The sequence below is a fragment of the Streptomyces sp. NBC_01351 genome, from assembly GCF_036237315.1.
Lineage (GTDB): Bacteria > Actinomycetota > Actinomycetes > Streptomycetales > Streptomycetaceae > Streptomyces.
On the sequence record NZ_CP108356.1, the window covers coordinates 2,970,438 to 2,996,381 of the forward strand.

General features: G+C 70.5%; 24 protein-coding genes. 5 read left to right on the forward strand and 19 right to left on the reverse strand.

Features of this window, described 5'->3' with window-relative positions:
• Positions 1-37 precede the first annotated feature (37 nt).
• Positions 38-898 carry a dihydropteroate synthase gene (folP, locus tag OG625_RS13190; RefSeq protein WP_329379590.1) on the forward strand — a complete coding sequence of 287 codons (861 nt, stop codon included), beginning with the start codon at positions 38-40 and terminating at the stop codon, positions 896-898.
• Positions 899-1,057: 159 nt separating this feature from the next.
• Here the strand turns inward: folP and OG625_RS13195 are convergent, their stop codons facing one another.
• A complete protein-coding gene (locus OG625_RS13195; RefSeq protein ID WP_329379593.1) occupies positions 1,058-1,816 on the reverse strand; it encodes a TIGR00730 family Rossman fold protein in 759 nt (252 codons plus the stop codon).
• 64 nt (positions 1,817-1,880) lie between these two features.
• Complete coding sequence (gene dapE, locus OG625_RS13200) at positions 1,881-2,960, reverse strand: succinyl-diaminopimelate desuccinylase (RefSeq protein ID WP_329379596.1); 1,080 nt, start codon at positions 2,958-2,960, stop codon at positions 1,881-1,883.
• An 86-nt stretch (positions 2,961-3,046) separates the two neighbouring features.
• Between dapE and OG625_RS13205 the strand changes: the two genes are divergently transcribed.
• Positions 3,047-4,012, forward strand: a complete 966-nt coding sequence (locus OG625_RS13205; protein ID WP_329379599.1) for a hypothetical protein — start codon at positions 3,047-3,049, stop codon at positions 4,010-4,012.
• A gap of 494 nt (positions 4,013-4,506) precedes the next feature.
• Positions 4,507-4,878 (forward strand): ATP-binding protein, encoded by a 372-nt coding sequence (locus OG625_RS13210; RefSeq protein WP_329379602.1) that lies wholly within the window; start codon positions 4,507-4,509, stop codon positions 4,876-4,878.
• A 94-nt stretch (positions 4,879-4,972) separates the two neighbouring features.
• Here OG625_RS13210 and dapC read toward each other — a convergent pair whose 3' ends face one another.
• Together dapC and fdxA are read right to left on the reverse strand one after the other, a co-directional pair.
• On the reverse strand, positions 4,973-6,070 hold the full coding sequence (dapC, locus tag OG625_RS13215; protein ID WP_329379605.1) for a succinyldiaminopimelate transaminase: 1,098 nt from the start codon (positions 6,068-6,070) through the stop codon (positions 4,973-4,975).
• Between the two features lie 107 nt (positions 6,071-6,177).
• Complete coding sequence (gene fdxA, locus OG625_RS13220) at positions 6,178-6,507, reverse strand: ferredoxin (protein WP_030868357.1); 330 nt, start codon at positions 6,505-6,507, stop codon at positions 6,178-6,180.
• Positions 6,508-6,624: 117 nt separating this feature from the next.
• On the opposite strand from fdxA, the gene OG625_RS13225 reads away from it, so the two are divergent.
• Together OG625_RS13225 and OG625_RS13230 are read left to right on the forward strand one after the other, a co-directional pair.
• Positions 6,625-7,617 carry a GNAT family N-acetyltransferase gene (locus OG625_RS13225; RefSeq protein WP_329379608.1) on the forward strand — a complete coding sequence of 331 codons (993 nt, stop codon included), beginning with the start codon at positions 6,625-6,627 and terminating at the stop codon, positions 7,615-7,617.
• Positions 7,614-8,429, forward strand: coding sequence for a transglutaminase-like domain-containing protein (locus OG625_RS13230; protein ID WP_329379611.1), 816 nt, complete (start codon positions 7,614-7,616; stop codon positions 8,427-8,429). Before OG625_RS13225 ends, OG625_RS13230 begins: the two co-directional genes overlap by 4 nt.
• 103 nt (positions 8,430-8,532) lie before the next feature.
• Here the strand turns inward: OG625_RS13230 and OG625_RS13235 are convergent, their stop codons facing one another.
• The 15 genes from OG625_RS13235 to OG625_RS13305 all read right to left on the reverse strand — a co-directional run bounded on the left by OG625_RS13235 (position 8,533) and on the right by OG625_RS13305 (position 25,497).
• Positions 8,533-10,539, reverse strand: coding sequence for a peptidoglycan binding domain-containing protein (locus tag OG625_RS13235; protein ID WP_329379614.1), 2,007 nt, complete (start codon positions 10,537-10,539; stop codon positions 8,533-8,535).
• A 344-nt stretch (positions 10,540-10,883) separates the two neighbouring features.
• Positions 10,884-11,267: a DUF6113 family protein gene (locus tag OG625_RS13240; protein WP_329379617.1), complete on the reverse strand. Its 384-nt coding sequence runs from the start codon at positions 11,265-11,267 to the stop codon at positions 10,884-10,886.
• Positions 11,264-12,160: an N-acetyl-1-D-myo-inositol-2-amino-2-deoxy-alpha-D-glucopyranoside deacetylase gene (mshB, locus tag OG625_RS13245; RefSeq protein ID WP_329379620.1), complete on the reverse strand. Its 897-nt coding sequence runs from the start codon at positions 12,158-12,160 to the stop codon at positions 11,264-11,266. The genes OG625_RS13240 and mshB overlap by 4 nt, the downstream gene beginning before the upstream one ends.
• 23 nt (positions 12,161-12,183) lie before the next feature.
• Positions 12,184-12,378 (reverse strand): hypothetical protein, encoded by a 195-nt coding sequence (locus OG625_RS13250; protein ID WP_053677094.1) that lies wholly within the window; start codon positions 12,376-12,378, stop codon positions 12,184-12,186.
• Between the two features lie 437 nt (positions 12,379-12,815).
• Complete coding sequence (locus tag OG625_RS13255) at positions 12,816-13,892, reverse strand: ABC transporter ATP-binding protein (protein ID WP_329379625.1); 1,077 nt, start codon at positions 13,890-13,892, stop codon at positions 12,816-12,818.
• Positions 13,885-14,868: an ABC transporter ATP-binding protein gene (locus tag OG625_RS13260; protein ID WP_329379628.1), complete on the reverse strand. Its 984-nt coding sequence runs from the start codon at positions 14,866-14,868 to the stop codon at positions 13,885-13,887. Before OG625_RS13260 ends, OG625_RS13255 begins: the two co-directional genes overlap by 8 nt.
• A gap of 12 nt (positions 14,869-14,880) precedes the next feature.
• Complete coding sequence (locus OG625_RS13265; RefSeq protein ID WP_443067707.1) at positions 14,881-15,909, reverse strand: ABC transporter permease; 1,029 nt, start codon at positions 15,907-15,909, stop codon at positions 14,881-14,883.
• Positions 15,902-16,825, reverse strand: a complete 924-nt coding sequence (locus OG625_RS13270; protein WP_329379631.1) for an ABC transporter permease — start codon at positions 16,823-16,825, stop codon at positions 15,902-15,904. Before OG625_RS13270 ends, OG625_RS13265 begins: the two co-directional genes overlap by 8 nt.
• 30 nt (positions 16,826-16,855) lie before the next feature.
• Complete coding sequence (locus tag OG625_RS13275) at positions 16,856-18,484, reverse strand: peptide ABC transporter substrate-binding protein (protein WP_329379634.1); 1,629 nt, start codon at positions 18,482-18,484, stop codon at positions 16,856-16,858.
• A gap of 105 nt (positions 18,485-18,589) precedes the next feature.
• The gene (locus OG625_RS13280; protein WP_329379636.1) at positions 18,590-19,549 is read right to left on the reverse strand and encodes a GNAT family N-acetyltransferase; all 960 of its coding nucleotides are present in this window, start codon (positions 19,547-19,549) and stop codon (positions 18,590-18,592) included.
• 224 nt (positions 19,550-19,773) lie between these two features.
• Positions 19,774-20,826 carry an ABC transporter ATP-binding protein gene (locus OG625_RS13285; RefSeq protein ID WP_329379638.1) on the reverse strand — a complete coding sequence of 351 codons (1,053 nt, stop codon included), beginning with the start codon at positions 20,824-20,826 and terminating at the stop codon, positions 19,774-19,776.
• The gene (locus OG625_RS13290; RefSeq protein WP_329379641.1) at positions 20,819-21,874 is read right to left on the reverse strand and encodes an ABC transporter ATP-binding protein; all 1,056 of its coding nucleotides are present in this window, start codon (positions 21,872-21,874) and stop codon (positions 20,819-20,821) included. The genes OG625_RS13285 and OG625_RS13290 overlap by 8 nt, the downstream gene beginning before the upstream one ends.
• Before the next feature lie 13 nt (positions 21,875-21,887).
• Positions 21,888-22,847 (reverse strand): ABC transporter permease, encoded by a 960-nt coding sequence (locus tag OG625_RS13295; protein WP_329379644.1) that lies wholly within the window; start codon positions 22,845-22,847, stop codon positions 21,888-21,890.
• Positions 22,840-23,787: an ABC transporter permease gene (locus tag OG625_RS13300; protein WP_329379647.1), complete on the reverse strand. Its 948-nt coding sequence runs from the start codon at positions 23,785-23,787 to the stop codon at positions 22,840-22,842. The genes OG625_RS13295 and OG625_RS13300 overlap by 8 nt, the downstream gene beginning before the upstream one ends.
• A 93-nt stretch (positions 23,788-23,880) precedes the next feature.
• The gene (locus OG625_RS13305) at positions 23,881-25,497 is read right to left on the reverse strand and encodes a peptide ABC transporter substrate-binding protein (RefSeq protein ID WP_329379649.1); all 1,617 of its coding nucleotides are present in this window, start codon (positions 25,495-25,497) and stop codon (positions 23,881-23,883) included.
• Positions 25,498-25,944 lie beyond the last annotated feature (447 nt).

Sequence of the window (25,944 nt, forward strand, 5' to 3'; positions counted from 1 at the left end):
ACGAGGCGCAAAGGCCGCCGAAGGAGGAAAGAGCAGGATGCTGCGACTGGGCAGGCGCGAGTTCGACACCCACGAGCCGGTGATCATGGCCATCGTGAACCGGACTCCGGACTCCTTCTACGACCAGGGCGCGACGTTCCTCGACGAGCCGGCCCTGGACCGCGTCGAGCAGGCGGTCGCCGAGGGCGCCGCGATCATCGACATCGGCGGGGTCAAGGCGGGCCCGGGCGAGCACGTGGACGCAGCCGAGGAGGCGCGGCGTACGGTCGGCTTCGTGGCCGAGGTGCGGCGCCGCCACCCCGACGTGGTGATCAGCGTGGACACCTGGCGGCACGAGGTCGGCGAGGCCGTGTGCGAGGCCGGGGCGGACCTGCTGAACGACGCGTGGGGCGGGGTGGACCCCAAGCTGGCGGAGGTCGCGGCGCGCTACGACGTGGGCCTGGTGTGCACCCACGCGGGCGGGGTGGAGCCGCGCACCCGGCCGCACCGGGTCGCGTACGAGGACGTGATGGAGGACATCCTGCGCGTCACGGTCGGGCTGGCGGAGCGGGCGGCGGCACTGGGCGTCCGCCGGGACGCGATCATGATCGACCCGGGCCACGACTTCGGGAAGAACACCCGCCACTCGCTGGAGGCCACGCGCCGGCTGGGCGAGATGACGGCGACGGGCTGGCCGGTCCTGGTCTCCCTCTCCAACAAGGACTTCGTCGGCGAGACCCTCGACAGGCCGGTCAAGGAGCGCCTGTTGGGCACCCTGGCCACGACGGCCGTCTCGGCGTGGCTCGGCGCGCAGGTCTACCGCGTCCACGAGGTCGCCGAGACCCGGCAGATCCTGGACATGGTCGCCTCGATCCAGGGCCACCGGCCCCCGGCGGTCGCCCGCCGCGGTCTGGCCTGAGGCGCCGAACGCAGCCCCCGTCCCCGGCGGCCCCCACCCCTCGGGGCGCGGGGCGGGGCCGCTGCGCGGAGCCTTCCCCACCCCGCCCCTTCCCGAACCGGGGCTCCGCCCCAGACCCCGCGCCTCGAACGCCGGCGAGGCAGGATGTGCCCGGTGGGCCTACTTGCCGACTTCCTTCGTCACCAGGGCGATCGCCTCGTCCACGTCGTCCGTGACGTGGAAGAGGTAGAGGTCCTTCTCCGAGGCCTTGCCCTGGGCGATCACCGTGTTGCGCAGCCAGTCGATCAGACCGCTCCAGTACTCCGTGCCGAACAGCACGATCGGGAAGCGGGTGATCTTCTGCGTCTGGACCAGGGTCAGCGCCTCGAACAGCTCGTCCAGCGTGCCGAGGCCGCCCGGCAGGACGACGAAGCCCTGGCTGTACTTCACGAACATCGTCTTGCGGACGAAGAAGTACCGGAAGTTCAGCCCGAGGTCGACGTGCTGGTTCAGGCCCTGCTCGAAGGGCAGCTCGATGCCCAGGCCGACGGAGATGCCGTTGGCCTCGCGGGCGCCCTTGTTGGCCGCCTCCATGGCGCCCGGCCCGCCGCCGGTGATCACCGCGAAGCCGGCGTCGACCAGCGCGCCGCCGATCCGTACGCCCGCCTCGTACTCGGGCGTGCCCGCCGCGGTGCGGGCGGACCCGAACACGCTGATCGCGGGCGGCAGCTCGGCGAGCGTGCCGAAGCCCTCGATGAACTCCGACTGGATGCGCAGGACCCGCCACGGATCGGTGTGCACCCACTCGGAGGGCCCCGCCGAATCCAGCAGCCGCTGGTCGGTCGTACTGCCCGCCTTGATCTGGCTCCGCCTCCTCAGCACCGGCCCGAGCTGCTGCTCCTCGGGCCGACGACGGGCGGAACTCTCGGGGTTGCCCATGGTGTGCTCCCTCCTGCTGATCGTTGGATCAGCGTAGGCGCACAAAGGTGACGGGAAGCGGAATTCAGGAGGTCAGCCAGGCACGGAGTCGTTCCTCGCAGTGAAGGATCGCCTTCGTTTCCACGCGCTCGTCGACCTTGTGGGCCAGCAAGGCGTCGCCCGGACCGTAGTTGACCGCGGGGACGCCGAGGGCGCTGAAGCGGGAGACGTCCGTCCAGCCGAACTTCGGCATGGCGTGTCCTCCGACGGCCTCCATGAAGGCGGCGGCGGCCGGGTGGGACAGGCCGGGCAGGGCGCCGGGCGAGGAGTCGTCGACCACGAACTCGGCGATGTCGCAGTCCGCGAAGACCTCCCGGACGTGGGCGAGGGCGTCGGCCTCGCTGCGGTCCGGGGCGTAGCGGAAGTTGACCGTGACCGTGCACGCGTCGGGGATGACGTTGTTGGCGACGCCGCCGTCGATGCGGACCGCGTTGAGGCCCTCGTGGTACTCCAGGCCGTCGATGACCGGCTTGCGCGGCTCGTACGCAGCCAGCGTGGCCAGGATCGGGCCGGCGGTGTGGATGGCGTTGGAGCCCATCCAGCTGCGGGCGGAGTGGGCGCGCTCGCCGGTCGTGCGCAGCAGGACGCGCAGGGTGCCCTGGCAGCCGCCCTCGACCTCGGCGTTGGAGGGCTCCAGGAGCACCGCGAAGTCGCCGGTCAGCCAGTCCGGGTGGGCTTCGGCGACCTTGCCGAGACCGTTGAGGTCGGCGGCGACCTCTTCCTGGTCGTAGAAGACGAAGGTGAGGTCGCGGTTCGGCTCGGGCACGGTGGCCGCGATGCGCAGCTGCACGGCGACGCCGGACTTCATGTCGGTGGTGCCGCAGCCCCACAGGACGTCGTTCTCGTCGAGGCGGGACGGAACGTTGTCGGCGATCGGCACGGTGTCCAGGTGGCCGGCGAGGACGACGCGCTCGGCGCGGCCGAGGTCCGTACGGGCCACGACGTTGTTTCCGAAACGGTCCACGGTGAGGTGCGGGAGTGCACGCAGCGCGTGTTCCACGAGGTCGGCGAGTACCTTCTCGTCGCCGCTCACGGACGGAATGTCGACGAGCCGGGCGGTCAGCTCGGCGGCGTCCTGGGTGAGGTCGAGCTCGGATTCGGACATGGCTCTGACCCTAACGCCCCGGGCTGTGGCGAACCTTCCACGTCCGCCCGGTGGACGCGTCACGTGGCTCAAGTACGGTGGGCCGCGTGTCCAAGAGCGATCACCACCGTCCCCGTCTCCGCAGCCGCTTGCTGCGCGCCGCCGCCGGCCTGCTGGTCCTGCTCGCGGTCGTCGGCTACTTCGCCGCCAAGCAGGACTCGACCGGCGGTCAGGGTGCGCCGCACTGCACCGTGCGCGCCGCCGGCGCGGGCGCGGGCGACTCGTACTCGATGACCACCGAGCAGGCGGGGAACGCTGCGACGATCGCGGCCGTGGGCACGGGCAAACCGATGCCGGAGCGGGCGGTGACGATAGCGATAGCGACCGCGATGCAGGAGTCGGCGCTGCGCAATCTCGACCACGGCGACCGGGACTCGCTCGGTCTGTTCCAGCAGCGGCCCTCGCAGGGCTGGGGGACGCCCGAGCAGATCCGCGACCCCGTGTATTCGGCCGGAATCTTCTACGACCGTCTCAAGGCGGTCCGGGGGTGGGCGCGGCTGCCGCTGACGGAGGCCGCGCAGCAGGTGCAGCTCAGCGGTTTCCCGCAGGCGTACGCGAAGCACGAGCCGGACGCGACGCTGCTCGCGGCGGCGTTCACGGGCGCCGCCCCGGGGACGCTGACCTGCACCGGTCCCGCGCCGCGGCCCGGGACGGGCGATCCGCGGAAGGTACAGGCGGAGCTGACCCGGGTGTTCGGGGAGAAGACGGCGCCGCGGCTGGGGCCGCCCGCGTCCTCGGCGGGGCACTCGGGGCCGATGGAGCGGACCGAGATCACCGTGCCGGTGGCGGCCAAGAAGGGCGCGGCGGTCGAGGGGCAGCGCGGCTGGGAACTCGCGCACTGGGCGGTCGCGAACGCCGCCGAGCTGAACATCTCGCGGGTGGCCTACGACGGCAAGGCGTGGATCGCGGGCGAGAACAAGGGCCGCTGGGTGGACAGGGCGCCGGGCACCTCGGGGACCGGCGACCCGCTGGGCGCGGGCCCGGAGGACGTACGGATCTTCGTGGTCCGCTGAGCCGGTGACCCGTACGACCCCTTGCCCGGGGGCCCGGCATCCCCGGCGTCTCGGTGACCCCGTGACCCCGTGACCCCGTGACCCCGTGACCCCGTGACCGACGGCCCACGGCCCGGTGACGCCGTGACCGACGGCCCGGCGACCCGACGGCCCGGCGACCCGGCGACCCAGTGGAGCCGGTGGAGCCGGTGAGCTGGTGACGCGGCGGCCCCGGCCGCCGGACGACCCGGCGGGGCTCGACGACCCCGGCGGGCGCGCCCGCTGGGCGCCGCCCGGTCGCGCGTGCGAGGAGTCACCCGTGCGGGGGTGACCCGGCGGGTGGGGCGACGGGCCTCCGCACCCACAGAAGCGCTGGTGGGCGCGCATTCAATGGGCTTTTCGCGGAAGCCGATTAAACGATGCGTTACTGATCCTTTACCCGGCGGTTCCGCAACTCCTCCCGCCCCCCGAGCGGTTGTACACGGCGTACTCAGCCGCTACCGCTTAGGAGCAACATGTCCCTCCCCCTGACCCGTCGGATCGCCCGTGCCGCGCTGCTCGTCGCAGCCGGGGCAGCGCCCGTGGTCGGTGCGGCCGGCGCGGCCAGTGCCGCCGGCCTGGAGTCCGTGCCGCAGCTGGGCGCCCTGACCGCCCCGGACACCGCCGACGCCACCGCGTCGGCCACGGACACCGCCTCCGCGGCCACGGAGACGGCCACCCAGGCCGTCCCGGCCGCCGACGTGGCCGGCAAGGCCGGCGGCCTGCTCGGCGGGCTGCCCGTACCGGCCGCGCAGGACCTGCCGCTGGACTCGCTGTCCGGCGGCCTGCCGGCCGGGCTGCCCGCCGAGCTGCCGGGTGGCCTGCCCGGTGGCCTGCCGCTCGGCTGATCACCGTACGACCGCAGCACCGCTGGAACGCCGAAGGGGCCGGGAGCACGAACTCCCGGCCCCTTCGGGCGTGTACGGACGGTCCCGGCGGGGCTCAGCCCGCGAGGCGCTTGACCGCCGCCTCCACCCGCTCGTCGGTGGCGGTGAAGGCGACGCGTACGAACCGCGCGCCCGCCTCGCCGTAGAAGTCGCCGGGCGCGACCAGGATGCCCAGCCCCGCGAGGTGGGCGACCGTGTCCCAGCAGGGCTCGTCCCGGGTCACCCACAGGTAGAGGCTGGCCTCGCTGTGCTCGACCCGGAAGCCGTGCGCCTCCAGCGCAGTACGGAGCGCCGCGCGGCGGGCCGCGTAGCGGACGCGCTGCTCCTCGACGTGCGCGTCGTCGCCGAGCGCGGCCACCGTGGCGGCCTGTACGGGCGCCGGGGTCATCATGCCGCCGTGCTTGCGGATCTCCAGCAGTTCGCCGAGGACCTCCGCGTCACCGGCGATGAAGGCCGCCCGGTATCCGGCCAGGTTGGAGCGCTTGGAGAGCGAGTGGACGGCGACGATGCCCTCGTAGGAGCCGCCGCAGACCTCGTCGTGGAGGACGGAGACGGGCTCGGCCTCCCAGCCCAGTTCCAGGTAGCACTCGTCGCTGAAGAGCAGGATCCCGTGCTCGCGCGCCCAGGCCACGATCCGGATCAGCTCCTCCTTGGAGAGGACCTTCCCGGTGGGGTTGGACGGGGAGTTGAGCCACAGCAGCTTCACGCCGGCCGGGTCCAGCTCGGTGGGGTCGTCGTAGACCACCGCTTCGGCGCCGCACAGCCGCGCGCCGACCTCGTAGGTCGGGTACGCGAGGCGGGGGTAGGCGACCTTGTCGCCCGCGCCGAGGCCCAGCTGGGTCGGCAGCCAGGCCACCAGCTCCTTGGAGCCGACGACCGGCAGCACGTTACGGTGGCCGGCGGCGCTCGCGCCGAGGCGGCCGCGCACCCAGCCGGTGAGCGCGTCGCGCAGGGCGGGCGTGCCCCACACCGTCGGGTAGCCCGGGGAGTCCGCGGCGCCGACGAGGGCGCGCTGGATCAGCTCCGGGACCGGGTCCACGGGGGTGCCGACCGACAGGTCGACGATGCCGTCCGCGTGGGCCGCCGCCGTGGCCTTGTACGGCTCCAGCTTGTCCCAGGGGAAGGCGGGAAGACGGTCGGATACTGCGGCCACGGTGGTCTCTGCTCTCTCTGGGTGCGGGACGCGAAGTTCGGGAAACACCTCGGCCCCGTGCGGCGGGCAGGCCGTACGGGGCCGAGTGGCGCTACTGCCGTGAACCCTCAGTGAGACGGGTTGATGTCGGCGGGGAGCGCCGCGATGAAGGGGTGATCGCGCTCGATCAGGCCCAGCTTGGAGGCACCACCGGGCGAACCGAGCTCGTCGAAGAACTCGACGTTCGCCTTGTAGTAGTCCTTCCACTCTTCCGGAGTGTCGTCCTCGTAGAAGATGGCCTCGACCGGGCAGACCGGCTCACACGCACCACAGTCGACGCACTCGTCGGGGTGGATGTACAAGGACCGCTGGCCCTCGTAGATGCAGTCGACGGGGCACTCTTCGATGCATGCCTTGTCCTTGACGTCGACACAAGGCTCCGCGATGACGTAGGTCACGCTCTCGTTCCTCCTCGGTAGGGCTGTCCATATCGCGCGGGAGCGCGGCGTCGTCGATGCCCGCACCTAGTATCTCCGTTCCCGGGCACGATCCGAACAGGAGGGGCGGACAGAGCTGTGGAATTCACTGCGGGCGGACTGCTGGAGGTCCGGATTACCCCGGCTGACGTGGGTAAACGAGTCTCTGTACGACGGGTGGAGGGCGGGCTGAGCGGATCACCCGAGTTCACGGACACGGTCGGGGTTCTCACATCCTGGGACCAGGGTGTGCTGGTGATCACACGGAAGAACGGCCAGTCCGTCCGCATCGCGGAATCCTTGCTGGTCGCGGGCAAGGTGGTGCCCCCGGCACCGGCCCGCAGGCGGGGTCCGGCAGCCTCTTTCGAGGAGCTCTCGCGGATCGCGGCGCGGTCGTGGCAGCCGCTGGAGAGCGAGCCGCTGGGCGGGTGGACGCTGCGGGCCGCGGCCGGCTTCACCCGGCGGGCCAACTCCGTGCTGCCGCTCGGCGACCCCGGGATACCGCTGGACGATGCACTCGCGCGAGTGACCTCCTGGTACGCGGAGCGCGGGCTTCCGGCCTACGTGCAGGCCGCGACCGGGGCCGCCGGTACGCAGGAACTGCTGTGCGCGAAGCTGGAGCGCCGGGGCTGGGTGTCCGAGGTGTCCGCGGAGGTACGGATCGGGGCGCTGGCCCCCGTGGCCGACGTCGAGGCGCCCGCCGCCGGGTCCGTACGTCTGACCCGTGTCCCGGACGAGGAGTGGCTCGGCCGCTACGGGAAGGTCACCGATCCGGACCTGGCCCGCCGGATGCTGGTGGAGGGCCCGTCGGTGTGGTTCGCGGCGCTGCCGGGCGGCCGGGCCATCGGCCGGCTCGTGGTCGACGGGCGGTGGGCCGGTTTCGCGGCGGTGACCGTCGATCCGGAGCACCGCCGGGCGGGTCTGGCGACGGCCGTGATGGCGGCTCTGGCCGGCAAGGCCCTGGAGGAGGGCGCCTCGGCGGCGTGGCTCCAGGTGGAGACGGACAATGCGGGGGCGCTGGCGCTGTACGACGGCCTCGGCTTCGCGACGCACCACGCGTACCACCACTACCGGCGCGGGGCGGCCTCGTGACGTCGCCCTGGCGGGAGCAGTTCGCGGCGGAGGCGCGCGCGGAGCGGCCGGACCTGGCGGTGCTGTGCCTGCTGTTGGCGGCGGAGGCGGACCCGGAGCTCCTGGGGGTCCCCCCGGTCGAAGACTGGGGGAGCGTCATGGACTGGGCCCAGATCGAACTGGACCGGCTCGCCGGGATGCTGCCGTACGGGCTGCGGGGCGCGCGGGAGTGGGCGTCGGCGGTCACGGAACTGCTGGGCGGCCGGCTCGGCTTCCACGGCACCCCGGCCGACTACGACCGCCTCGAATCCTCCCTCCTGCACGAGGTGCTGCGGCGTCGGCGCGGCCTGCCGATCCTGCTGTCCGTGGTCTGGCTGGAGGTCGCCCGGCGGGCGGGGGCGCCGGTGTACGGGCTGGGCCTGCCGGGGCACTTCGTGGTGGGCTTCGGGGATCCGGATGAGGGTGTGGTGGTCGACCCGTTCGCGGGCGGCGCGTCGCTGGGCGCCGGCCCGGCGGAGCTGGCCTCCGGGCCGCGCAGCCCGGCCCGGACCCTGGACATCGTGCTCCGCATCCTGAACAACGTCCGCGCGTGGGCGTCGGCCCGCCCGGAGCACTCGGGGGTCGCACTGTGGGCCCTTGAGCTGTCGCTGCTGCTGCCGTCGCATCCGGCGGCGCTGCGGTACGACCGGGCGCGGCTGCTCGTGGAACGGGGGGCGTTCCTGGCGGGGGCGGCCGAGCTGGAGTCGTACGCGGACGTGGTGGCGGTGATCGACGCCGATGCGGCGGCCCGCATCCGCGCGGAGGCCGCGGCCGCCCGGGCCCTCCTGAACTGACCCGGCTCCCCGTCCCCGGGGCTCCGCCCCAGGAGGCCGCGGACGCGACGGTGCCCCCGCCCGGGGTCGTCCGGACGGGGGCACGGTCATGTGCGGGCGGGGCCTAGCCGACGTTGGTGTCGATGACCACGGTGCGCTCGGCCGTGGTCTTGCCGCGCAGGGCCTTGGTGAGGGCGCCGGCCACGTCCTGCGGGGTGACCGCGGTCTTGTCGCCGGTGCCGCGGGTGATCAGGACCCCGTCGAAGGTGTTCCCGTACGTGGCCTTGAGCGCGTCGAGGTCGAACTTCTCGACGAGGTGGCCGTCCACGGGCTGCATGCTGAGGATCTTGGGCAGGGACTTGGCGCCGAAGGCGATGGACTTGCCGCCCACCTTCACGACGGCGTTCGCGGACATGGCGGGCTCCGCGAACTCCTTCATCGCCCGGTCGATCTCGGCCTGGTCGATGGTCGGCGCCTTGGTGGTGACGGGCAGTTCGGGCACGGCCGGCTCGCCGGACTCGACCAGGTCGCGGAAGGCCTTGGCGACGATGGCGGCCGAGGCGTCGACGTCGAGGGCGGCGCCGGGCTTGCCGGGGACGGCCACGGCCTTGCCGGTGTCGAAGGTGATCGTCGCCTCGGTGGCGGTGCCGGAGGTTCCGGCGAGCTCCTGGAGGGCTACCTGGAGCTTCTCCTCGTCGACCGGCATCACGGGCTCGGCGACGCGCTCGTTGCCGAAGAGCGAGCCGATGACCGTCATCGGGTTGTAGTCGCTGCCGACCGCGTTGCGAACGGTGGTCTGGCTGTCCAGGCTCAGGCCCGCCTTCTCCGGCTTCAGCTCGACCTGCTTGCCGCCGACGCTGAACTGGAGCGGCGCGGCAGCGCGGCTGCCGAAGGCGGTCTGGAGCTTGGACACGGCCTCGTCGCGGCTGCCGCTGATGTCGACGCCGAGGACGGTGGTGCCCTTGGGGACGTCGGAGTGGTTCAGGAGCAGGCCCGCGCCGTAGGCCACGCCGAACAGGGCGATGACCGCGCCGCCGAACGGGACCACCTTGGAGCGGCGCTTCTTCTTGGCGGGGGCGGGCTTCCCCTGAGCGGCCCTCGGCTTCGGCTGGGCGGGCGCGAGGCGGGGGGCGGCCGGGTCGGATGCCGGGGGCGGGGTGTCCAGCCCGGGGCCGGGCCAGCGGGGTGCTTCCCCGGCGCCGGGACCGTCGAAGGGACCGCCCACGCCGGGGCCGCCAAGGGGGCCTCCGACACCGGGGCCGCCGACTCGGGGGCCGCCGACGGGCCCGCCGACCGGGCCGCTGCCGAAGTTGGGGCCCGCGGTGGGGCCGGCGGGGCCCGCGGTGCCGGTGGGGGCGAAGCCCGGGGGTACCTGCGCGCCGGGCATGGGAGCGCCGCCCGGCACGGGACCTCCGGGCATGGGAGCCCCGGGCATGGACCCGCCCGGCATGGGAGCCCCGGGCATGGACCCGCCCGGCATGGGAGCGCCCTGCATCGGGCCGCCGGGCATGGGAGCGCCCTGCATCGGGCCGCCGGGCGTCGGGCCGCCTTGCATCGGGCCGCCCTGCATCGGGCCCGCGCCGTGGCCGTGGCGGAGCTCCGGACCGGGTCCGGCGGGAGCCATGGGCCGCTGCGCGAAGCCGCCGCCGGGCATGCCCGGGGCAGCCGGCGGGACGGCCGCGGGCGGCGGCACCGAGCCGGGGGCCGAGGCGCCGGTGGGGCGGGACGGCAGCAGCGCGGGCCGCTGCGCCGGCTGCGGAGCCGGGGCGGGGGCCTGCGGGGCGGACCCCTTGCGGGGGGCGAACCAGTTGCTGGCCGTCTCCGCGGGTTCCGCGGCCGGCTCCTGCTCGGCCTCGATCCGGGTCGGCTGGGGCTTCGGCCGCTGCGCGAGGCCCGGTGCGGCGCCCCCAGGGGCCTGCGGGGCCCCCTGGGTCCGGCGCGGTGCCGGGTCGGGCGTCTGCTGCGCCGCTTCCGGCCGGGCCTCCGCCGAACCGTTGTCGGTACCCATCGCCTTGCGCACGACCACGGGCGGGATCGGCCGGGAACCCGGGATGTTGATACGGATCCGCGTCGTCAGCGTGGTCTCGGTCTTGGGTCCGTCGGAATCGGGCGTTGACGGGTTCGAGGTCACAGAGTTCTCCTCCGGGGTGTTCGCCGCGCCAGGTCCCGAGGGCACGGTCTGGCCGGTTCCATACGGCGGCGTACCCGAGGGGTAGGCGGCTCCACCGGACCGCTTGGGCCCGGAGGACGAACTGTCGGTTTCACGACTCAAGGCAGGTTCTCCCGGTTGGCTCCGCCGCCCGTCATACCGTGCGCGGGCAGCTCGGCGGCCCGTCCACCATACTGGCCGCCGCCCGGACGCAACTGACCCCCGGGATTCAGGGGTTCCCCGAAGCCCCCGCCGGACCCCTCCGGAGCGACCCGCGAGCCCCCGTGCGCCCCTCCCCCGTCACCTCTACCAAGTCCGACACCACGTCACTTGGCGGGCCGCCCGGCCGAAACCGATCCCTCCACCGGGCCGTGCATCGTGGCGCACATCACAGCGAGCACCGTTCCACCCAAAAGGTAGGCGTACATACCGATTCCGGACGAACTCAACAGGAAGTCGCCCTCGGGGCGCGGGGCTCCGAGCATCACGTACGAGAGGAACCAGCCGCCGGCCGCCCCGCCCACGCCGAGCCCGACGCCGAGGGCGATGCGGCCGCCGAGGAAGAGCCCGAGGACGGCCAGCAGGCCGAGCAGCAGCCCGCCGGGGAACCACAGGTCCAGCGCCAGCCAGCCGGCCAGGCCGGTCAGCACGCCGAGCACCAGCAGGCCCAGGGCGCCGGCGATCCGGCCCGGGGTCAGTGCCGCGGTCATGCCCCGACCCCCGCGAAGAGGTCGTGCTCGCGCCCGCCCGCCGTCACTCCCTGCTCGCCCGCGACGAGTTCGTAGTACTCGCGGGTGAACAGGGGCTGCGCGAGGTCGTTGGAGAGGGCGAAGAAGGTTCCGTCCACGGCGATCTGGGTGGCGTGGGCGCGCATCGCGGCCGCCTTCGCCGCCACCAGCTCCCGCGGGGCCTCGATCTCGGTGGTGATCCGCTCGTCGGCGACCACCCCGGGGATGTCCTGCGGGGCGGCGATCCCCGGGAACGGCGACTCGGCTCCGGCGGCGCGCAGTTCGGCGAAGCCCTCCTCGACCACCGAGAGCGGGACGCGGTTCCAGTAGACCTTCGCGATCCCGTGCGGCCGGCCCAGGTCGCGCCGGTAGGTGCCCTCGGCGGCCAGTTCGGCGGCGCGCGTGGCGACCCGGTGGGCCTGAATGTGGTCGGGGTGCCCGTATCCGCCGTTCGGGTCGTAGGTGACGAGCACCTGCGGGCGCACCTCGCGGATCACCTCGACGAGGTAGGCGGCGGCCTCGTCCACGTCGGCGGACCAGAAGGCCCCGGGGCGGGTGTTCTGCGGGGCGCCCATCATCCCGGAGTCCCGGAAGCGGCCGGGGCCGCCGAGGAACCGGTGGTCGGTGACGCCGAGTTCCGCCATGGCCTCGGCGAGCTCGCGAACGCGGTGGGCACCCAGGGTGTCGTCGCGGTCGGCCGCCAGGTGGGCGAGGCCGGGCGGGATGACCTCACCCTCCTCGCCGAGGGTGCAGGTCACCAGGGTGACGTGGGCGCCCTCGGCCGCGTACTTGGCCATGGTGACGCCGTTGTTGATCGACTCGTCGTCCGGGTGCGCGTGCACGAGGAGCAGCCGACGGGCGGGAAGACCGTTCATGGGCCTACCCTACGAGCTCGACCTCAGAACTTGAGGCCACTGATCATGCTCGCCACGTTGGACGTGAGCTGGCTGAGGGTCGGGGCGATGGTCGAGCTCGCCAGGTAGAAGCCGAGCAGTACGCAGACCACCGCGTGTCCCGCCTTCAGGCCCGACCTGCGGACCAGCAGGAAGACGACGATCGCCAGCAGCACCACGGCCGAGATCGAGAGTGCCACGGCGGTTCACCTCCACGTCGAGCGGACATCGGTACGCGCATTCGTGCTCGGCAGGACTCATACCCACCGTGCGCTACGGATCATAACTATCCGTACCAGCGCATCGATCGAATTCCGGCAGCACGAGGGGCGCACGCCGCGCATGGGCTGGGTCACACAGAAGGCCGGTCGGAGAGCTCCTAAGCCTCTCCGACCGGCTGTCGGCACCCGCACGGCCGCACGTCACACAGGCTGCATGCCCCAGATCTCGGGGCAGAAACGGTCAAGTTGCCTGCATGTTAACCGAGTTGCCCCTACGAGCTCCCCCACCACACGGGTCGGCCGGGGACGGCCGCGGGTGGCCGGAAATCATCGCCCGCTCGACGGCCACGGCGCGGCGGGGCGCATCCGGCGGGATCCGCTCGGCCGTGCGCCCCGAACGGCCGCCCTGCGCCGGGTCATACGCCCCCCGCGTCCCCGGTGCCGCCGGGCTGCTCCCCCGCGTCCTGCGGGGGCGACGGCGGCACCACCTGCTTCTCCGCCGCGAAGTGACAGGCCGAGGGGTGGGCCGCCGGGCCCGAGGGGAAGACCGCGGGGACGGCGAGCAGCGGCACCTCGTCCGTGCAGCGCTGCTGGGCCTTCCAGCAGCGGGTGCGGAAGGGGCAGCCCGAGGGCGGGTTGGCCGGGGACGGGACGTCGCCGCTGAGGATGATCCGCTCGCGGTGGGCGCGGGCCTGCGGGTCCGGGACGGGCACGGCCGACAGCAGCGCCTGGGTGTAGGGGTGCGTCGGGTGGTCGTAGATCTGCGCGTCGGTGCCGATCTCCACGATCCGGCCCAGGTACATCACGCCGACCCGGTCGGAGATGTGCCGGACGATCGACAGGTCGTGCGCGATGAACACGTAGGACAGGTCGAAGTCGCTCTGGAGCCGGTCCAGCAGGTTGATCACCTGGGCCTGGACGGAGACGTCGAGTGCGGAGACCGGCTCGTCGGCGACGATGATCTCGGGCTGGAGGGCGAGGCCGCGGGCGATGCCGATGCGCTGGCGCTGGCCGCCGGAGAACTGGTGCGGGTAGCGGTTGATGTACTCGGGGTTGAGGCCGACCACGTCGAGCAGCTCCTGCACCTTGCGGCGCCGGTCGCCCTTCGGGGCCACCTCGGGGTGGATCTCGTACGGCTCCCCGATGATGTCGCCGACCGTCATGCGTGGGTTCAGCGAGGTGTACGGGTCCTGGAACACCATCTGGATGTTGCGGCGCACGGCCTTGAGGGCCTTGCCCGACAGCTTCGTCAGGTCCTCGCCCTTGTACGAGATCGAGCCGGCCGTCGGGCGTTCCAGGTTGACCAGCATCTTGGCGACGGTGGACTTGCCGCAGCCGGACTCGCCGACGATGCCGAGGGTTTCGCCGGCCCGCAGGTCGAAGGAGACCCCGTCCACCGCCTTGACCGCGCCGACCTGCTTGCGGAAGACGATGCCCTGGGTCAGCGGGTAGTGCTTGACCAGGTCCTTCACTTCCAGCAGGGACTCAGCCATGGAGGCACTCCTTCCAGAAGTGGCAGGCGCTGGTCCGCTCCCCGGGCGACCCGGTCACCTCGTACAGCGGCGGGACGTCGGTGCGGCACACGGCCTGCGCCATCGGACAGCGCGGGTTGAAGGCGCAACCGGGCGGGATCCTGAGCAGGTTCGGCGGCAGGCCCTTGATGGCGTAGAGCTCCTGGCCCTTCTGGTCCAGGCGCGGGATGGAGTCCAGCAGGCCGCGGGTGTAGGGGTGGGCGGGGGCTTTGTAGATGGCGTGGACGGGGGCCGCCTCGACGATCCGGCCCGCGTACATGACGGCGATCTTGTCGGCCACGTCGGCGACGACGCCGAGGTCGTGGGTGATCAGGATCAGGCCCATGTTCAGCTCGCGCTGGAGCTCGGCCAGCAGGTCCATCACCTGCGCCTGGACGGTGACGTCGAGGGCGGTCGTCGGCTCGTCCGCGATGATCAGCGAGGGCTCCAGGGCCAGCGCCATGGCGATCATGATGCGCTGGCGCATGCCGCCCGAGAACTGGTGCGGGTAGTCGCCCACCCGCTCCTTCGCCGCCGGGATCTTCACCCGGTCCATCAGCTCGACGGCCTTGGCCTTGGCCTGCTTGCGGGACATCCCGCGGTGCACTTCGTACATCTCGCCGAGCTGCGCGCCCACGCTCAGCACCGGGTTCAGGGAGGACAGCGCGTCCTGGAAGATCATGGCCATCTCGGCGCCGCGGACCTTGCGCCGTTCGTCCTCCTTCATCTTCAGGAGGTCCTTGCCCTTGAACAGGATCTCGCCGCTCGTGATGCGGCCCGGCGGCATGTCCAGGATGCCCATCACCGCCTGGGCGGTCACCGACTTGCCGGACCCCGACTCGCCGAGCACGGCGAGGGTCTCGCCCTCGTCCACCGAGTAGTCGACACCGTTGACCGCCTTCGCGACTCCGTCGCGCGTCTTGAATTCCACGTGCAGGTCGCGGACTTCGAGCAGCATGTGCGGGGCTCCTCAGCGCAGCTTGGGGTCGAGGGCGTCGCGCACCGCGTCGCCGAGCATGATGAAGGCGAGCACTGTGAGGCTCAGCGCGCCCGCCGGCCACAGCAGCATGTGCGGGGCGTTGCGGATCTGCGAGGCGGCGTTGGAGATGTCGATGCCCCAGGAGACGGTGGGCGGTCGCAGGCCCACGCCGAGGAAGGACAGGGTGGCCTCCAGGGCGATGTACGTGCCCAGGGCGATCGTGGCGACGACGATGACGGGTGCGATGGCGTTGGGCGCCACGTGCCGCAGCAGCATCCGGCCGTTGCCCGCGCCGAGGGCCCGGGCGGCCTGGACGTAGTCGTTCTGTTTGGCGGTGATCACCGAGCCGCGGGCGATGCGGGCGATCTGCGGCCAGCCCAGCAGCACGATGAAGCCGACGACGGGCCAGACGGTGGTGCTGGTGACGACGGACAGGAAGACCAGGCCGCCGAGGACCACGGGGATGCCGAAGAAGATGTCGGCGACCCGGGAGAGCAGCGAGTCTCCCCAGCCCCCGAAGAAGCCGGCGAGCCCGCCGAGGAGGGAGCCGAGCAGGGCGGCGCCGAGGGTGGCGCAGACGCCGACGGTGATGGAGGCGCGGGCTCCGTAGACGGTGCGGGTGTACACGTCGCAGCCCTGGGTGTCGTAGCCGAAGGGGTGGCCCGGGGACGAGCCCTGCTGCGATTTGGACAGGTCGCACTGGAGCGGGTCGCCGCTCGCGATGAGCTGGGGCCAGATCGAGATGACGACGAGGAAGAGGATCAGCAGGGAGGAGAGGAGGAAGACGGGGTTGCGGCGCAGCTGGTGCCAGGCGTCCGACCACAGCGAACGGGCCTTCTCGGAGGGGCCGGCGGGCCCCGGGGGGCCGGGCACCTTCTCCAGGCTTTCGGCCTCTTCCAGGGCCAGATCCATCACTCCACCCTGACCGGTCGGGGACATCGCCTCGTGCGGCCGGGGACCGACGGGGTCGTAGCCGTGCTCTTCGGGGCGCTCGGGACGCTCGGGGTCGGGCTCAGGCATAACGGATCCTCGGGTCCAGGACCGCGTAGAGCAGGTCGACCAGCAGGTTCGCCAGCAGGAAGACGATGACGAGGATGGTCACGAAGCCGACCACCGTGGGTGAGTTGTTGCGCAGGATGCCCTGGTAGAGCTGGTAGCCGACGCCGTGGATGTTGAAGATCCGCTCGGTGACGATGGCCCCGCCCATCAGGGCGCCGATGTCGGTGCCGATGAAGGTGACCACCGGGATCAGGGAATTGCGCAGCAGGTGCCGGGTGATGACCCGGCGCCGCGGCAGGCCCTTGGCGACGGCGGTGCGGACGTAGTCGGCCTTGACGTTCTCGGCGATGGAGGTGCGGGTCAGCCGGGTGACGTAGGCGAGTGAGACCAGCGCGAGCACGATGCCGGGCAGGATCAGCTCGCTGAAGGGGGCGTCCGGGGAGACGGTGGGCCGTACCCAGCCCCATTTGACGCCGAAGACGAACTGGAGCAGGTAGCCCGTCACGAAGGTGGGCACGGAGATCACCACGAGGGTCATCACCAGCACCGAGGTGTCGACGGCCTTGCCCCGGCGCAGTCCGCTGACCACACCGAGGGTGATGCCGATGACGATCTCGAAGAAGATCGCGACGATGGTCAGGCGCAGGGTGACGGGGAAGGCCGAGGCCATCAGCTCGGTGACGGGCTGGCCGTTGAAGGCGGTGCCGAAGTCGCCCTGGAAGATCTGGCCCATGTAGTGCAGGTACTGCTTCCACAGGGGCTGGTCGAGGTAGAGGTCCTTGCGGATGCGCGCGGCGGTGGCGGGGTCGGGGGCCTTGTCGCCGAAGAGGGCCGCGACCGGGTCGCCGAGCGCGTACACCATGAAGAAGATCAGGAACGTGCTGCCGATGAACACCGGGATCATCTGGAGCAGCCGCCGGATCACATAACGTCCCATGGACTGCTCCAGGATCGATCCGAAGGTCGGTCAGCTGACCTTGATCTGGTCGTAGACCGGGACGCTGAACTGGTTGAGCGTCACGTCCGAGATCCGCTCGGAGTAGCCGGCGCTGCCGTTCTGGTACCAGAGCGGGATCGACGGCATCTGCTCGGCGAGGATCTTCTCGGCTTCCTGGAACGTGGCGGTCGCCTTGGCCGCGTCGCTCTCACGGTTCGCCTCGTCGACGAGCTTGTCGAACTCCGGGTTGCTGAACTTCCCGTAGTTGGAGGAGGCGCCGGTGTAGTACAGCGGCTGCAGGAAGTTCTGGATCAGCGGGTAGTCGGCCTGCCAGCCGGAGCGGAAGGGGCCGGTCAGCTTGTAGGAGCTCTGCTGGTTGCGGAAGTCGGCGAACGTGCCGACCGGGTTGACCGTGCAGACCGGGCCCTCGCCCAGCGCGTTGTTGATGCTGTTGCAGACGGCGTCCATCCACTCGCGGTGCGAGCCGGTGTCCACGTTCGAGGTCAGCGTGACCTTGCCGCCGGGGAGTCCGCCGCCCTCCGCGATGAGCTTCTTGGCCTCGGCCGGGTCGAAGACGCAGGCGTCGCCGCAGACCGTGGCGGAGAAGCCGCCCTTCTCGCCGAGGGCCGGCGAGGTCCAGTCCTTGGCGGGGGTGCGGGTCTCGCGGAAGATCTGCTGGGTGATCTCGTCGCGGTTGATCGCCCGCGAGATGCCCTGGCGGACCTTCTCCGAGCCCGCCTTGCTCCACTGGGGGTCGTACAGCGGGAAGGTGAGGGTCTGGATGATGAGGGCCGGCTGGTTGATGTACCGGTCGCCGAGGTCGTTCTTGACGTTCTTCAGCTGCTGCGCCGGGACGTCGTCGACGAGGTCGAGGTTGCCGGAGATCAGGTCGGTGTAGGCGGTGTTGTTGTCGGTGTAGACCTTCAGGTCCACTCCGTTGTTCTGCGCCTTGTCCTCGCCGGTGTACGCGTCCCACTTGCGCAGCTTCATCCCGGTGCCCTTGGTGTACGAGTCCACCGTGTACGGGCCGTTGCCGACGGGCTTGTTCAGCCAGCCGGCGTGGTCGGTGAAGAAGGCCTTGGGCAGCGGGGAGAAGGCCTGGTAGCCGAGGGTCTCGGGCCAGGTGGAGAACTTGTCCTTCAGGGCGACCGTGAAGGTCTTGGGGTCCTTGACGACCAGTCCGGACATCGTCTTGGACTTCGGCTCGCCGGACTCCGGGTGCACGTCCGCGTAGCCGACGATGTCGGCGAAGAACGGCGAGTTGTTCTGCTTGTTGCGCACGTCCGCGCCGTAGTTCCACGCGTCCACGAAGGACTGGGCGGTGACGGGCTCGTCGTTGCTGAACTTCCAGCCGTCCTTCAGCGTGATCGTGAAGTTCTGGCTGTCGGTCGTCTCGATCTTCTCGGCGAGCATGTTGTTGGCCTCGCCCGTCTTCGGGTCGTACCGCTTCAGACCCCGGAAGAGCATGTCGAGGACCTTGCCGCCCTGCACCTCGTTGGTGTTGGCCGGCTCCAGCGGGTTCTGCGGGTCACCCCACGAGGAGCTGACGATTCCCGCGCCACCGCCCCCGCCGCTGTCGCTGTCCCCACCGCAGGCCGTCGCCGCGAGGGCGACGGCCACCGCACAAGCGGCCCACTTGGCGTGGGTGGCTCCGCGCATGAAGTGCCTCCTATGGTCCCAAGACTCGCTTGGGGCCAATGTCACCCGTTATGGGGTTCCCCGCACTTCTGGTTGGACCGATTGCACCCGTGCGTCCGCCGCCTGTCACCCGTGCGAGTGCAAAGGCAGCTCCCAGGTTTCCACCGCGTAGTGCAGGCCCATGCCGTGCGCCTCGTACAGGGCGAGGGCGCCGGTCTCGTTGTGGGTGTCCACGCCGAGGCCCACGGTGTCCCGGCCGCGGGCCGCGTAGACGGCGAAGCCGTGGCGCAGCAGGAAACCGCCGATGCCGCGGGCCCGCGCGTCCTCGCGCACGCCGAGGTGGCTGACCCAGCCCATGCTGGTGCGGTCGTCGCGGGTGAGGAGTACAGCTACGTCGCCGAGCTCGGGCAGGCTCGCGATCCACACCAGGGACCAGTCGAGCTCCCGGGCGTCGAGGTGGTCCAGCCAGGGCTCGTAGGCGCGCTCCACATGGCCGTAGTGCGCGGCGAAGGTCTCCTCTACGAGGGCGTGGGCCCGGCGGCGGTCGGCCTCGTCGGCGCCGCAGTGGCGCAGGACGAGCCCCTGCGCCGGGACCGGGGGGAGGTCGGCGGCCGGGTCGAGGGCGCGGGTCAGCACGTGGTAGCGGCGGACACCGCGGTAGCCGCGTGCGGTCAGCAGGGAGAGGTCGAGGGTGGGCTTCACGTTGAGCTGGATCCGCAGCCGGGCCGGCTCCGCCGGGGCGGCGGCGGCCAGCTCGCGGGCCCGGGCTTCCATGAGTTCCAGCAGGCGTTCGGCGGCTTCGGAGTGCTCCGGTCCCGGCAGCACGTAGTGGTCCCCGTCGACGCGGCCGGGGCCGGAGTCGTTCCAGACCAGGGCGTAGGCCACGAGCCGGCCGTCCCGGAAGGCGAGCCAGGAGTCGGTGGCCAGGTCGATCTCGGGGTGGTTGAGGTCGGCCTCGACGGTGCCGAGGTCGGTCTCGGGTCTGCCGATCTCGATGATGTCGACGGCGTTGAGCAGGGCGCAGATCTCGGACGCGTCCCCGGGCCCTGCGGGCCGGACGGTGAGCGGCGGGTGCGGTTCACGCATCCGCTCACTGTCCGGGGGCGCGGGGTGCGAGCGCAACCGCCTTTGCCCGCGGCGCCGCCGCCGGGGCTCCGCCCCGGACCCCGCGCCTCAAACGCCGGCGAGGCTGAGATGCGCCCGCGCCGGCCCCCGTAGGAAACGGCAGGGCGCCCGGCACCGGAGGAATCCGGTGCCGGGCGCCCTGAACGCCGTACGGCAGCGTGCTGCGCGCCGAGCGCCACGCGGGATCAGACGGCCAGAATGGCCCGCTCCTCCGCGAAGTGGCACGCCGACTCGTGCGCCGCGTGCGTGTCCTGGCCCTGGAAGCGGGTCGGGATCGCCAGCAGCGGCTCCTCGGTGGAGCACTTGTCCTGGGCCTTCCAGCAGCGGGTGCGGAAGCGGCAGCCCGACGGCGGGTTGGCCGGGGACGGGACGTCACCGGTGAGGATGATCCGCTCGCGGTTCTCGCGGACCTCGGGGTCCGGGACCGGGACCGCCGACAGCAGCGCCTGGGTGTAGGGGTGCGTCGGGTGGTCGTAGATCTGCGCGTCCGTGCCGATCTCGGCCATCTTGCCGAGGTACATGACGCCCACGCGGTCCGAGATGTGCCGGACGATCGACAGGTCGTGCGCGATGAAGACGTAGGAGAGGTTGAACTCGTCCTGCAGCTTCTCCATCAGGTTGATGACCTGCGCCTGCACCGACACGTCGAGCGCGGAGACCGGCTCGTCGCAGATGATGATCTCCGGGTTGAGCGCGAGGCCGCGGGCAATGCCGATGCGCTGGCGCTGACCGCCGGAGAACTGGTGCGGGTAGCGGTTGATGTACTCCGGGTTCAGACCCACGACGTCCAGGAGCTCCTGGACCTTGCGGCGCCGGTCGCCCTTCGGAGCCACCTCGGGGTGGATCTCGTACGGCTCCCCGATGATGTCACCGACCGTCATGCGCGGGTTCAGCGAGGTGTACGGGTCCTGGAACACCATCTGGATGTTGCGGCGCACGACCTTGAGGGCCTTGCCCGACAGCTTGGTGATGTCCTGGCCCTTGTAGAAGACCTCGCCGGCGGTGGCGGTCTCCAGGCTCATCAGGAGCTTGGCGACGGTGGACTTGCCACAGCCGGACTCGCCCACGATGCCGAGGGTCTCGCCCTGGTAGAGGTCGAAGGAGATCCCGTCGACGGCCTTGACCGCGCCGACCTGCTTCTTGAACAGGATGCCCTGGGTCAGCGGGAAGTGCTTGACCAGGTTGCGGACCTGGAGGATCGGCTCGCGCTCGGGGGCGTTCTTGGTGAGCTCAGCCATGGAGCTGCTCCTTCCAGAAGTGGCACGCGCTGCCGCGACCGGGCAGCTCGGTGCCGTCCTGCGCGGTCACCTGGTGCAGCACCGGCACGTCGGTGCGGCAGATGTCCGTCGCCTTGGGGCAGCGCGGGTTGAAGGCGCAGCCCGAGGGGATGTTGAGCAGGTTGGGCGGCAGGCCCTTGATCGCGTAGAGCTCCTGGCCCTTCTGGTCCAGGCGCGGGATCGAGTCCAGCAGACCGCGGGTGTACGGGTGCGCCGGGTTCTTGTAGATCTCGTGCACCGGGGCGTTCTCGACGATCCGCCCGCCGTACATCACGGCGATCTTGTCCGCGACGTCGGCGACGACGCCGAGGTCGTGGGTGATCAGGATCAGGCCCATGTTCATCTCGCGCTGGAGCTCCGCGAGCAGGTCCATGACCTGGGCCTGGACCGTCACGTCGAGAGCCGTGGTGGGCTCGTCGGCGATGATCAGGTCGGGCTCCAGGGCCATCGCCATGGCGATCATGATGCGCTGGCGCATACCGCCGGAGAACTGGTGCGGGTAGTCGCCCACGCGCGCCTTGGCGGCGGGGATCTTCACCCGGTCCATGAGCTCGATGGCCTTGGCCGTGGCGTCCTTCTTCGACATGCCGCGGTGCACGCGGTACATCTCGCCGAGCTGGGCGCCGACGGTGTGCACCGGGTTCAGCGAGGACAGCGCGTCCTGGAAGATCATCGCGATCTTGGAGCCGCGGATCTTGCGGTACTCCTCGGCCGGCAGCTTCAGCAGGTCGGTGCCCTGGAACAGGATCTCGCCGTGCGGGATCTTGCCGGGGGGCATGTCCAGGATGCCCATGATGGCCTGCGCCGTCACGGACTTGCCGGAGCCGGACTCGCCGAGGACGGCGAGGGTCTCGCCGGCGTTCACGGAGTACGAGACACCGTTGACGGCCTTGGCGACGCCGTCGCGGGTGTGGAACTCGACGTGCAGGTCGCGCACTTCGAGAAGGGGCATGTCCTCCGGCGCCGAGCGGGGCGCGGGGACGTTCGAGGTCTTGTCGATGATGGTCAACGTACGCCCTTCCTCAGCGCAGCTTCGGGTCGAGGGCGTCGCGCACCGCGTCGCCGACCATGATGAACGCGAGCACGGTGATGCTCAGCGCGGCGGCCGGGAAGAGGAGCACGTGCGGAGCCTGGAGCCAGCGGACGGAGGCGTCGCTGACCATCAGGCCCCAGGAGATCTCCGGGGGCTGGACACCGATGCCGAGGTACGACAGGGCCGCCTCGGCGGAGATGTACACACCCAGGCTGATCGCGCCGACCACGATGACGGGGGCGACGGCGTTCGGCAGGATGTGCCGCATCGTGATGCGCCAGGAACCGGCGCCGAGGGCGCGGGCGGCCATCACGTAGTCGTTGTTCTTGTTCTGCAGCACCGAGGACCGCATGATGCGGAAGATCTGCGGCCAGCCGAGGGTCGCCAGAACGATCGAGACCGTCCACGCGTTGCCGGGCAGGGCGGACATGATCAGCATTCCGCCGAGGAGCAGCGGGATGGCGAAGAAGATCTCGGCGAAGCGGGAGAGCGCACTGTCGGCGATTCCGCCGAGCCAGCCGGCCAGCAGACCGAGGCCGCCACCGACGAGGATCACCAGCGTGGTGGTCACGACGCCGACGATCACGGAGTTCCGGGCCGCCCAGACGGTACGCGTGTAGACGTCGCAGCCCTGGATGTCGAAGCCGAACCAGTGGTCCGCGCTCGGGGTCTTGAGCGAGTTCTGCAGGGTGCAGGCGGTCGCGTCGAAGGGGCTGCCGTCGGTGAACCACTGCGGCACGGCCGACACGACCAGCATGGCCAGCACCAGCACGCTGCCGATGAGGAAGATCGGGTTGCGGCGCAGGTCCCGCATCGCGTCGGACCAGAGGCTGGCCTCGCGGTCCTTGCGCTTCTTGCGGTCGCCCTTGGAGACCGGGCTGCTCGTGGCAGGGGCTTCGGTGGTACGGGTGCCGGTCAACTCATCCCCCACCGTAGTTGTGTCACGCATAGCGGATCCTCGGGTCGAGCACGGCGTACAGCAGGTCCACCAGCAGGTTGGCGACGAGGTAGATGAGGACGAGAAGCGTCACACCGCCGACGACGACGGCACCCTGCTTGAGGTACACGGCTTGGGCGAGCGTGCCGCCGAGACCGTGGATGTTGAAGATGCGCTCCGTGATCACCGCGCCGCCCATGAGACCGCCGAGGTCTGCTCCGAGGAACGTGACGATCGGGATGAGCGCGTTGCGCAGCGCGTGGCGTCCGACGACGCGGCGGCGGGGCAGGCCCTTCGCGGTCGCGGTGCGCACGTAGTCGGCGCGCATCGTCTCCATGAGGCTGGTACGGGTCAGTCGGGCCACGTACGCCAGGGAGGTCGAGGCGAGGACGAACGCCGGGAGGATGTAGGCCCGCATTCCGTCGGCTTCGTTGAAGGAGACGGGGAAGAAGTCGATGCCCCAGGCGGTGTTGAGCTTCACGCCGAGCGTCAGCTGCAGCACGAAGCCGGTGACGAAGACGGGGATGGAGATGACCATCAGCGTGGAGAGCAGCACCAGCTGGTCGAGGAACTTCCCGCGGCGGAGCGCGGCCATGATGCCGGCGAGCACGCCGACGATCGCCTCGATGACGAAGGCCATGATGGCGAGGTTCACCGTGTACGGGAACGCTTCGGCGATCAGGTCGGACACCTTGCGACCGGTGAGGGTTTCACCGAGGTCGCCCTGGAAGACGCCGCTGATGTAGTTCCAGTACTGCAGCAGGAACGGGTCGTCGAGGTGGTACTTCTCGCGCAGCATGGCTGCGACGAGCGGGTCGGCCTTCTTGTCACCCGCGAGGAGCTGAATCGGGTCGGCTCCAGGCATCTGGAAGGTGAGGAAGTAGATCAGGAACGTGGCACCGAGCAGAACAGGGATCGCCTGTATGAGTCGGCGGATGAGGTAGCGGCCCATCAGACCTCCAACAGAGAGCAGGGGGAAAGGGCAGGCAAGCGGAAACCTGATTCCGCTTGCCCGCCCCCGATGTCCCCTTGGTGAAGAGGGGTGTTAGTTGAGCTCGACCTTGGCCAGGTCCATGCGGCCCTGGGCGTCGATCTCAACGTTCTTCACGGACTTGGAGTAGGCCGAGGAAGACATGTAGGTGAAGACCGGGATGTACGGCAGGTCCTTGATGATGATGTCATCGGCCTGCTGGTACAGCTTGATGGCCTCAGCCTCGTTGGCGGTCTTGTCCGCCTGGTCCATCAGCGTCTCGAACTCTTCGTTGACGTAGGCGCCGTAGTTGGAGCCGTGGTCGATCGCGACCTTGGAGAAGATCGGACGGAGGTAGTTCTCGGCCGCCGGGTAGTCCATGGACCACGCCATGCGGAAGGCGCCCTTGTACTTCTGGTCGCCCAGCTCGGTCAGCATGTCGCCGAACTTGGTGAACGGCTTGGCGGTGACCTCGATGCCGAGGTTCGCCTTCAGCTGGTTGGCGACGGCCTCGATCCATTCCTTGTGGCCGCCGTCGGCGTTGTAGCCGAGCTCCAGCTTGCCCCCGGGGATGCCACCGGCCTGGGTGTAGAGCTCCTTGGCCTTGGTCGGGTTGTAGGTACCGACCTCACCCAGGGCGCCCTTGCGGTAACCCGGGATGATGGGGCTGATGAAGTCATCGGCCGGCTTGCGGGTGCCGTTGAAGATGGTCTTCGTGATGGCGTCCCGGTCGATGGCCATCGAGATGGCCTTGCGGATCTCGACCTTGCCGAACGCCTCGGCGTTGGTTTTCAGCGGGAGGCCGATGTAACCGACGCCCGACTCCGGCTTGTAGAGGTAGCGGTCGCCGAACTCCTGGGAGACGGTGGCCATCGCCGAGACGGGGAGCTTGTCGACGATCTGGATGGTGTCGGCGCGCAGGTCGTTGTACGCCGTGTCCAGGTTGTCGTAGATCTTGAAGGTGACGCCCTCGAGCTTCGCCTTGTCACCGGCGAACTTGTCGTAGCGCTTGATCTTGATCTGCTTGTTGTGCTCCCAGGCGCCGTCCATCTGGAAGGCGCCGTTGCCGATGGGGGCCTCGCCGAACTTCTTCGGGTCGGCCTCGAAGGCCTTCGGCAGCGGGTAGAAGGCGTTGTAGCCCAGCATCGTCTTGAACTGGGAGAACGGAGCCTTCAGCGTGACGGTGAAGGTCTTCTCGTCGACGACCTTCAGGCCCTTGAGCTCGGTGGCGGTGGGCTTCTTGTCCTTGCCCGGCGCCAGCTCCTCGGAGCCCTCGATCTTGTCGAAGAAGGGCAGCGACTCGGCGGCGTTGTCCTGGTTGGCACCCCAGTTCCAGGCGCGGACGAACGACTGCGCGTCGACCTTCTCGCCGTTGTGGAAGGTGTGACCATCCTTGAGCTTGATCGTCCAGACCTTCGAGTCCGTGGTCTCGATGGACTCGGCGACCGCGAGCTTCGGCTCGTTGGTCTTGTTGTCGTACTCGACCAGGCCGGAGAAGAGGGCGTTCAGAACCTCGGCGCCCTCGGACTCCGCGGTGTTCTGACCCACCAGACCGTGCTGCGGCTCTCCGAGCACCACGGTGATGTTTCCACCGGACTTGCCGGCCTCGTCCTTGCTGGTGCTGCAAGCCGTGGCAGCCATCGCCACGATGACGGCACCCGCGACCCACTTGGCGCTCGTTGCTCCGCGCATGGGTAATTGCCTCCTCAGGAGTCACTGTTGATACGTGAGGGTCCGGTTTCCGCTGACACCCCTGACAGCGAAATCCGGTCCCGTCGTGTGTGCTCGTGAGTCGGCGCTCCCCACAGCGTCTGACCCATTGACCCGAGCTCAATGGAGCCATCCTCGGGGACGCTCAGACGCTAAACCACACTTAAGTGGTCTCGTTTTCACAACATCACCTCATACCCAAAACCCGAAATCCGGACAAACGGATAGGAGACAGACACGTGCGAAACGGACGGTTAGCTCATCTTCCGGAGTGTCACGGTCGGTATGCGGACAGCAGAACGCAACAATCCGCTTGACAAAAGCGAACAGCCCCTCCCGTCACGGACAAGGTGACAGGAGGGGCTGCTGGGTTCTGCGGTGTTTCAGCCAACCCCCGTCGCCGCCCAAGCGGCGACTGGAGTGGGACGT